Source organism: Bacteroidota bacterium, from assembly GCA_019637975.1.
GTDB lineage: Bacteria > Bacteroidota > Ignavibacteria > UBA10030 > UBA6906 > CAADGV01.
On the sequence record JAHBUR010000043.1, the window covers coordinates 20684 to 30138 of the forward strand.

Genomic DNA, 9455 nt, shown 5'->3' on the forward strand with positions numbered 1-9455 from the left:
GCAGCGCGCACACTATCTTCGTACAAACAGGATGTGGGCGCTGCGGAAACGCTTCTATCAACTGCGTGTGGTGCAACTTGCCCTCTTGGTTTTGCGGCGCACACGCAACGCAGCGGGCCTATCTGAGCAAGAGCAATTTCTTCACTGAGACATAGTCGCCCGCCTGAAGACGATAGAAATATGTCCCGCTCGACAGTCCACGTGCATCAAACACCGCTTGGTGAAATCCAGCCAGCCTGTTGCCGTCGAGAAGAGTGAGAGCTTCTCTTCCGAGTACATCGTACACCTTCAATGTCGCGTGACCATCGATGGGAAGATCGTATCTGATGACAGTTGTCGGGTTGAAGGGATTCGGATGATTCTGGTGCAACTTGTAGTCCGTTGGGACTCCGGCAAATGATGGCGAAGATGTTAACTTGGAAAGCTGATTCCCGGGTGAAGCCTGCAGATGCTCATACCGTCCCGTAGTGATCAGGAAGAATGTGCGCTTCATACCGCCAGCAACGTGTGGCGCTGCGAATGTCAGGTCGAGTGCTTGACCCCGTGCGAGTTCTGCGTACCTACTGTCAACGGAAACAAGCTGCTCCGTGACATCGCCTGCTAGACTGTGCATTGCCTTCTCGGGCCGGAGTTCTCTTGTCGTCACGCGGACCGGAACCTTGACGGCGAGGTTCAGGTAATCCAGTTTGACAGATGATGACCACATAAGCTGCACGTTGGTGGTATCAAACACCGTGAAGGGTATATACACGAGCGACGGGTTGTGCCTGAAGTATGCACCCAGAATTTGTGATATCGAACCCTGTCCACCGTTCGAACTGAAGAGAAGGGGCCTGCCAATGGCATCCGTCTCCTCTTCTTCACCGCTGCCGCCACCTTCGATGCCACCCTCTTCGTCGTCGCCCATCGGAGAATCGGAGTTGGTAATTGGATCACCAAACTCAGGCTGCAGACCCGAGCCGCCAGAAAACCGCTTGAAGCCAAAGTCCACCATGTCGCCGGGAGACGTGTTGACCACAAGAGAATCGAACGATATTAGTTCTCTCACAACATCACGGTCTCGATGTCGGGCACGATGCAGATTGAACGGTTTGATATAAGGAATCACAGTTCCATCGTCCTTCATCGTAACTGTAATCGGAGTGGGATGGTCAACGGCAACCAAAGTGAAATTGTCGAAGCGAGAGTAGTCTTCAGCGTCCTCACGAATCTGGAGCAGGTATTTGCCGTCACTCGCAACCGGTGGCTTCATCAGGCGATATACATCCAGAACATCAATGCCTGAATTCTCGAGTTCAAGCGATTGGGGTAGAATGTTGTTGTCCTCGACGAACTCGTCACCGTTCCAGGTAAAGACGAATGGACATGATGGCGGGAGAGGGTCGCCTGTTGTGAAACTCCAAACGGTTGACCAAGCACTCGTGCCATACGGGCTTGTTGCATTCAAACGCCAGTAATATGTTGTCGACGTGTTCAACGATGCGTAATGGTTCGTGGCTGTCAACCCTGACACATCAACAACCGGACTGCTAAAATCACTGTTGTCATCAATCTGAAGCCTGTAGGTCGAGGCACCGATGACATAATCCCATGTAAATGTTGCTGGAACCGGAACTCCTGTCGCTCCGTTTGTCGGAGTTAGGAGAAGGGGAGAACGTGGTGCGGGTGTAGTGGAAGGAAGTGACATTGCATAAATGTCATACAAGCTCCCTTGCGTTCCCATGAACTGCGCAAGCCTCTCCCCATCATAAAGCGACCACGTTCTACTTACATGCGCGTGCTGAGCAGACGGAGCAACAACGAAAGGTGATTGCCAATTACCGTTGCGATAGTACAGCGCAATAACACCATCCGCAGGGGACTGCCAACTCAGTGTTAAATCATTGGAAAACGTTAACCGATAGTGAGAAAGAGATGCACCAGTCGGGATGCGTGTGGTGCCGGGCGGATTAGGGAATGTTGTAACTGAGGACATTGTTCCGTTTTGCGCAACAGTTCTGAACTTGACGCTGCCGTTTGTAATAAACTTGTAATTCCATGCGATGCAGGCATCGCCGGAGTAGTTCCCAACAACAGTCGGACGTGCATTGGTCGTGAGGCCCGAATTATCAGCAATACTATACACCTGAGTCCAAGAGTTGGTGCCATTTTGGTCGACTGTACCCCTGGAATATCGTATTCCCGAACCGGTTTGCTCCCAAGTAAGATGGGCTGTGCCGGAAGTGAAAACATGGAGATCAACCGACGGAGAGTTCGAGTTGGCGTCGGTCCCGGGAACGCTATACGCTGTGTGAAAATAATCTTGAACATGCGTCCAAAGAATGCCGCTCGGGCTGCGCCAGAAAACATAGTATCCTGAAATTGTTGGCAACGCGGCAGCGGGCCGACTCGTAAGATTCTCGTGTAACAGGGTAATAGGACCCCATGTATCGTTGAGATTATTTCTTCTTCGCGACCAAATCCGATAACCATTCGCCCCAACAGGATTTTCTTCCCAAACGATGTATGATTCGTGAGTCGGGCCTTCAAAGAAAGAATAGTAGATATCTTCAATAGAAGGATTTGCGTATTGCCCGTTACCCTGACTCACCAACAGTTCGGGCAACCACGTACTTCCGCCATTCGTCGATTTTGACAAATAGATATCTCCTCCTGATTCGAACACCATGAAATGGCGTTGCTGTCCCGGGTAAGCGCGTGCAATCTTTTGTTGATTATTATTTCCGGTTGCGGACGGTGAAGTGGATTTGAGATGAAACGCTGCAACGGGTCCGCTAACTGCCGAAGGCGCTGTTGTACCCGCTGTGGAGTTCCAGCCATGAACAGTCCAATAGTACGGCGTTGTGTTGACGTACGGAAGACCTGTTTGAATGTCAATGTCAGCCATACTCATCCACACTGGCGCGGACGGGAAAGAACCATGCGAATAGAATGGCCCGCCCGATGAGGACGACTTGTTGCCGATGTATGAGACTGTCCCTCCAAGCGTATTCGTGTTGAAGAGAACGCCACCGGGGGTGGGTTGATAGGAAGAAATGGTGAGCGTTTGGGATTGGAACGTTTGACGTACCGATTTGAACGCGTTAATGCGGCCATGACCATAGTGGTCATCCCAACCAGCTGGGCCCAAGTCGTCTGCTTGCGATGTTATGGCGTTAGCAACATCTGTCGCAGTCAGACTGGGATTGACCGACCATATTAGCGCTGCAATTGCAGAAGTGAGGGGTGCACTGAATGAAGTTCCATTCACGCTTGCATAGCCGTTGCTGAGATTCAACGTTCGTATGTCGATTGCAGGACCACTGACATCTACATGATTGCCATAGTTGTAACCTGAAGGAAATTGGTCGGCGCTGTTGGTTGCGCTAACTGCCAGTACCCCTGCGTATGCAGCAGGCCATTGGGTGTATGGAACGACATCGAGATCGTTTGCGTCCTGCGGGCCATTACCCGCGCTGGCAACGACCAATCTCCCCCAGGCTTGGGCATCTTCAACAGCAGCTTGCATGCTGGAATAATTGTATGAATAGTATGTATTATTTGCATTCACCCATACAGTTTTGAAACTGCAATTGATTACGTTTGCACGATGCTCCAAGTTCGGATCAGCAGCGTTTCGAGTGTCCGACGCTATGTCCGTTCCATTCGCGGAGTTCATGGGGACAAGGAGGCTATTCCATCCAAGGCTAGCAACCCCAAAAGAATTGTTTGTTGCGGCACCAGCAACGCCTGCAACTTTTACGCCGTGATCCCCGCTGTAACCGCCTTCCCCCGCAGCAAGTTTTCCATATAGATCATCATGAGGAGCGACACCGCGTTCAATTAGAGCAATTCTGATACTTGCACTCCCGGTAGTTACGTCCCACGCCTGTTCGGCTTGGATCTTCGGAAGATACCACTGATTGCCGTTAAGATGTAAGTCATTCGGCGTCAGATCATGCACGATCTGGATGGGGGGCTCTGCATATTCAACTTCTGGAAGTTCATTGAGAGCTTGAAGAGTCTGAATAACATCAACGGGTTCAGGAAAGCTCACTCTGAATACCTGCGACCAATTGTGCAACTTTCTTATTTGACCGGAGGGAGTAATGTACACTGTGTCTTCTGGTCTTGCATTTGGGATCACTTTTGTGAAGGCCAGCCCATCCCCGAATTGAGCGAAGAACAATTGTACGTTTTTCATCGAAGGCTTGATGTCTGAGAGAACAGCCCTGTTCTCACCGTCTGGTACCTGTATGACCGGTATTTTGAATTTCACAGTTAGATAGTCGGCCAAGACCACACCATTGTGCACTGTGACTTGGGCGCTCGCAGTGGGACAAACTGTGAACCCACATGCGAACAAGACAAGAATTCTGCGAAAGATACTGCAGAGCGTTTTCATAGCAACCTCCTTGGTTGATTAAGAGATCGCATCTGCGCATATTGGAATTGGCACAAAGGCCGCTGCTGCGCAGACGCAATGGACTGTTGACAGCGGCCCCGTGCTTGTACCCGACAAGCGGCAGACCTACCTGTCGCTTGTCGGTTTTGTAACCCTCATGGCGGCAGTACCTTCCTTTCTGGTCTATTATCTTGCCAAGACCATCTTGCGTGATGAACTGAATTGATTTGCTTTCATGCGACAGAAGTAGACTCCGCTCGACAGCCCGCCAGCGTTGAATGTCGCTCGATAACGCCCAGCGGTAAACGTATCATAAACCAAACGCCGCACCCGCCTCCCAAGCACATCAAATACCGTAATGTCCACAAAGCTATCACGAGGCACATCAAATGAAATGGTGGTTTCAAGGTTGAATGGATTAGGATAGTTTTGATACAGGCGGTATTGTGACGGCGGAGGACACCGGCTCTTCTTTGTCCTCCAGCCAAAGACCTCCCCTGGTGTGGGATTATCAAAGGGCTGAATTGTAGCAACAATGTTAGCAACACCCTGGCCCACAACTCCTGGCGGCAGCGGGGGGCATGGTTCAGGTGTTTGATCGTCTAACCAGGCTACCACAAAATTGTCATTGAGAAAGACTGCAACTGGATCGCCTTGAGGTCGTTCCTCTTGTTCATGGTTCACTTTGAAATTCATCCCTATCGGTTCGAGCCGTCGGCCATATCGCTGTGCGTATATGTCGCCGTCGGCTACAGTACTTGGAGGATCGTTCCTATGGTCTTCCCACGCCATAATGATCTCTCCGGTGGAGGATTTCGACGCTGAGATTCTTCCCAGTGGGTTGTCAACCGGGTCATCTTCCTCTATTTTGAAACTGTCGCTTAGTGCCACTCCCAAAGTATTATATACGCGCATAAAGAAATTGTATTGGGGGAACGGCGCCCAAACCACAAGTAGTGAATCTGCGCCGATTTCAAGTGAAAATCCATCTTTTCCTATGTGAACGATGTCAGGAGCCGGAACACCATCAGCTGCATAGATATGCAAATAACCTGACCACATGAAAAAGAATCTGCCATCGTCAAATCCTCCAAGTCTTGCAACTCCGGGAACACTGTTTGTGTTGACTCTGAAATTGGTTCCGACAGCAGTCGCTGTGCTGTCGTAGAATTGAGCGTAAGAGTACAATGGCCCTTCGCGACGATCAAGCCATGTAGCGACGAAGCTCCCGTCGGAACGGACAAGGATCTTGGCATCAATCTGAGCACTTGTTCCAGTATCATCACTGACTCTGAAACTAGGACCCAAAGGCATTCCAGTAGCGTGATATCTTCGCGCATAAATATCCGCGTCTCCCGTCACTCTGGTGCCGCTTGGCCCATGCCAAGAGACAATAAAGTCTCCGTTGCGACTCATGCCAATTGAAGGGACACGGGGCCCTCCGCCGAGCACTGTCTCGCTCACTCTGAAATTTCCGCCAATTGGCAGCCCTCTCGAATCAAATCGCTGCGCGTAGATTGCGGCACCTGTGTCTAACCCGCCATTCTCGATAGAGTTGCGAGCATCGCTCCAGACAACCACAAAATTTCCGTTGGAGTCGGAGGCAACCGAAGGAGCAAAGTGCGCATGACCAGTTGTGCTCACTTGGAAATCCTGCGCGTAGGCCGATTGGATGAACCCAATTGTCAGAATTATTAAATATGCCAGTCTCATGTTAGGAATGGGGTCAGTGCGGCTGCCAAGTGCTTTCTCGTCGCCACAGGGAGTCGTGTGAGCCGCAAACCTCATTGCGTCACCCTCTGGTTGTACCATTTTTTGCTTTTGTCTCCGTGCCGCCGTGCGTGTTGCATAACGTTCAGTGGCCACGCCGTGCCCGCCTCTATGCCTTTTCTTTTTGGCATGAATGAGGCGGGCATGGAACGAACACTTTTTATTGCGCCACACTGCGCTTCACCTACGCCTCACCAAATGATGTGAGTGTCGTGGCCACGTTTGTTATACGCCGAACCCCTCACGAGCCAATCACCTCGGCAATCGCTTCGAGCAAAGCACTAAGATGTGGTGCCCACTGTTCAATCGAGAGCCCCGGATATTGCGTGTCGGTGCTGATGGTTAGACCTTCGATGCGACTGACACTTGCGCGGAGACTGTCTCGGTATTTGCGCTCGTTCTCATTCTCCAGCCAACCAAAATTTAACGTGAGGTATCCATCTGAATAGACGGAAAACAGGGAGCGAACACTGATACGGGAAAACTTTGCATTGAATGAACCCCGATTAGTGCCGGTTCCCCAACTCACATTGTCAGCCCTCGATACGGTAAAGTCGTAGAGCTTTCGAATTGCTTCAAGTTGCTCAGCAGAGAGACCTTGAGTCAATTGGGCATCTTCGAAGAAAGTAACCTCGTCCCATTTCCGACGACCAGATGAGTCTCGAGAAATGGTCACGGTTCGTTTGATTTGCCTCGCTTGTTCTGTGTAGCCGAAGAGAAACGGAATGACAATTTTGGTACCCCCGTTGACAAATTGTTTGGCCTCGACTATCAGTACCTCTGCACGCTCCATCTGTTTGTTGAGAAAATCGACAATACTGCGAAGCTCATAGGGGGCTTCCTCGAGAAAAAACACAAGTCTCACTTGACCTTGACTTAGGTTGGTGAGGATTGTTTCCAGGAACATGTCGACCGTAACAGACTCATCGTTTGTTAGTTGAACAAGAGCCGCTTCAAGCGTCTGATTGCGTTCCCGCGCTGTTGCGTCCGCATATTGCCGAATTGCCTCTTTACCCCAATAGAAGACTCCGTTCGCTGCATACTCCAACATCTGTCCGACAACTTCTCTCCTTGAGCGGGTGTCATAATACCTCTTGCACTCAACAAATGTAGGCATACCAGCTTGATCGACGAAGAAGAAATCAATAGACCACCTGTCTTCACCAGAATTTGGGTCTGGGACTGGCATCTCTCGCTTTACCAATAGCCAACGACGAGGGTCTTCTGGGCTTATCTGGTCTCCGGCAAGAAGAGAGTGGTTTTTCCCGAGCAAAGTTTGAAGGTCGCGGTCCTCATCTTTGCAACGCACCTGTTGCATCGTGGAGGTAGAACCGTCTTCGTTTACTATGTAGGCAATTGGCACAAGTCTTTTCCTTCAGATAATCAGAGAGGGGTTTGGCGTATAACGATTTCTATGTTCAATTAGTGGGAGAGGGGATGTTCGCCCCCCTCCCGTTCACGGCTTGCCGTTATGAATCTGCTTGTTGATCTTTGGATGTCCAAACCCATTCAAACAACAAGGAGGCTTACCATGAACCATCAACGCTTGCAAGGACTGCGAGAAAAGCTCGCAGGCAAAATCCTCATCGGCATCGATCCCGCAAAAGACAAACACCAGGCTGCCGTCGTCGACGCACAGGGTAACCAACGTGGTGCATCCTTCTCGTTTCCCGTCAATGCTGCCGGCTACAGCGAGATTCTCTGGCGTAATATCGCGAAGGTCATCCCGAACTGCAACGCGCAGCATGTTGTCTTCGCCATCGAAACGGCCTGCAACCTCTGGGAAACACTCGCATTCTATCTGCGTGCGCATGGCTACAGCGTCGTGCTCGTCTCGCCGCTCAGTACCCATCACTCGCGACCGATCATGAGCATGGAGTTTTCAAGAACTGATCCGAAGGATGCGTATCTCGTCGCAACCATTGCTCAACGGGGAGCCTATCACGAGTACGAACAGTTTCCGCCGGAGTCCAACGCCATGCATCAGCTTGCGATCACCTACGACAAACTCAGAAAGAACCGTGCACAAAATCGTGCCCGCATGCGCTCGCTGCTCGATCGGGTGTTCCCCGAGTTCCCTCGCATTCTCGACATCGATACCGACACGGCGGTGTACTTGCTCAGGAAGTATCTCTTCCCGGATGAGTTCCTGGCGTTAGACCTCCGCACCGAAAGCAGTGCCATCGAAAAGATTTCACGCCGCCAATGCGGCCGTGCCACACTGGAAGAGCTGCAAGCTGCTGCTCGCACCAGCATTGGCATTGTCCGCCAGTCCGATGAACGTTTAGCAGATCGCATTACGCTCGATGCGTTTCTTGCCCTCATTGACACGCTGGAACTGCATCTGCATCGTGTGCTGGAAGAACTCATCGTCCGGGCGAAGCAACTGCCGCAGTACGAACGCATCAACAGTCTCTCGGGTGCAGGACCGAAACTCACTGCATTGTTTTTGGGTGAAGTGTATGACCTTACTCGCTTCACGCACTACCGGCATTTAGAAAAACTCGCCGGGCTCAACTTGCGTCTCTACGATTCCGGACGGTACTCCGGCACACGCCACATCTCCTCCATCGGCAATAACCGGCTCCGGTGGATTGTCTACAAGATGGCCGAAGAAACCGCCAAGCGTGTGCCTGAAGTCCGGTGCAAATATCTGCGGCGGCAACTCAAGAGACGCAAGCATGTGAAGAACGTTGTTGCCGCCGTACCGCAACTGCTCCAGTTGATCATTGCCATGGAAAAGCATCAGCACAAGTATGAGCTGCGCCCTGAAGCAGTTGCAGCGATGCACGAACTGGAAGAACGCTACACCGAACTGAAAACGTCATCACACAAGAACGTTGCTGCATGAGGTAAGAACGCTCTGACATTGCACTACCACTGCAAGCGCAGTTCGCAACATGACGTTGCTGTACACGAGTTCCGACACTGTCGGAACCGGGACGCTCGAAGCGCTTTTGCCCGCTGAGAGGTCTGAGAGAAATCTTCTCGGACGCTCCGACTAACTGATCCTCTTCGGGCAGTCCCCGGTTCTGTTCGAATCGAATAAGAATATTTGCTGAACACTCCCGACTCAGATTCGGGATCATCGCAAGCAAGTTTGGATTGAACAGAAAACACGCCGGGAGACTCTGCGTCCTCCTTTGACGTCACCTGCAAAGCGCTACAGGACTACTACGGCCTGAGCAACAGACAAGCGTCCGCACAACGCAAAAGGAAACCGCAATCGCAATGTGCATCTCTCACGAAGGAAGCGTATTCATGACAAAGAACAATTTTTCACTTGACATTGAGCAAGCAG

At 51.2% G+C, this 9455-nt stretch carries 4 protein-coding genes; 1 reads left to right on the forward strand and 3 read right to left on the reverse strand.

Annotated features, from left to right (window positions below; genetic code table 11):
- Positions 1 to 118: 118 nt before the first annotated feature.
- The 3 genes from KF749_16935 to KF749_16945 all read right to left on the reverse strand — a co-directional run bounded on the left by KF749_16935 (position 119) and on the right by KF749_16945 (position 7517).
- Positions 119 to 4036 (reverse strand): S8 family serine peptidase, encoded by a 3918-nt coding sequence (locus tag KF749_16935; protein ID MBX2992839.1) that lies wholly within the window; start codon positions 4034 to 4036, stop codon positions 119 to 121.
- A gap of 534 nt (positions 4037 to 4570) precedes the next feature.
- Positions 4571 to 6328, reverse strand: coding sequence for a T9SS type A sorting domain-containing protein (locus tag KF749_16940; GenBank protein MBX2992840.1), 1758 nt, complete (start codon positions 6326 to 6328; stop codon positions 4571 to 4573).
- 67 nt (positions 6329 to 6395) lie between these two features.
- Complete coding sequence (locus tag KF749_16945) at positions 6396 to 7517, reverse strand: hypothetical protein (GenBank protein MBX2992841.1); 1122 nt, start codon at positions 7515 to 7517, stop codon at positions 6396 to 6398.
- 168 nt (positions 7518 to 7685) lie between these two features.
- Here KF749_16945 and KF749_16950 point away from each other — a divergent pair, with 168 nt between their 5' ends.
- Positions 7686 to 9005, forward strand: coding sequence for an IS110 family transposase (locus KF749_16950; GenBank protein ID MBX2992842.1), 1320 nt, complete (start codon positions 7686 to 7688; stop codon positions 9003 to 9005).
- Positions 9006 to 9455: the final 450 nt, after the last annotated feature.

Bases quoted from the DNA above. Each gene is read 5' to 3' on its own strand.
- KF749_16950 (MBX2992842.1), top strand. From the start codon at position 7,686: ATGAACCATCAACGCTTGCAAGGACTGCGAGAAAAGCTCGCAGGCAAA.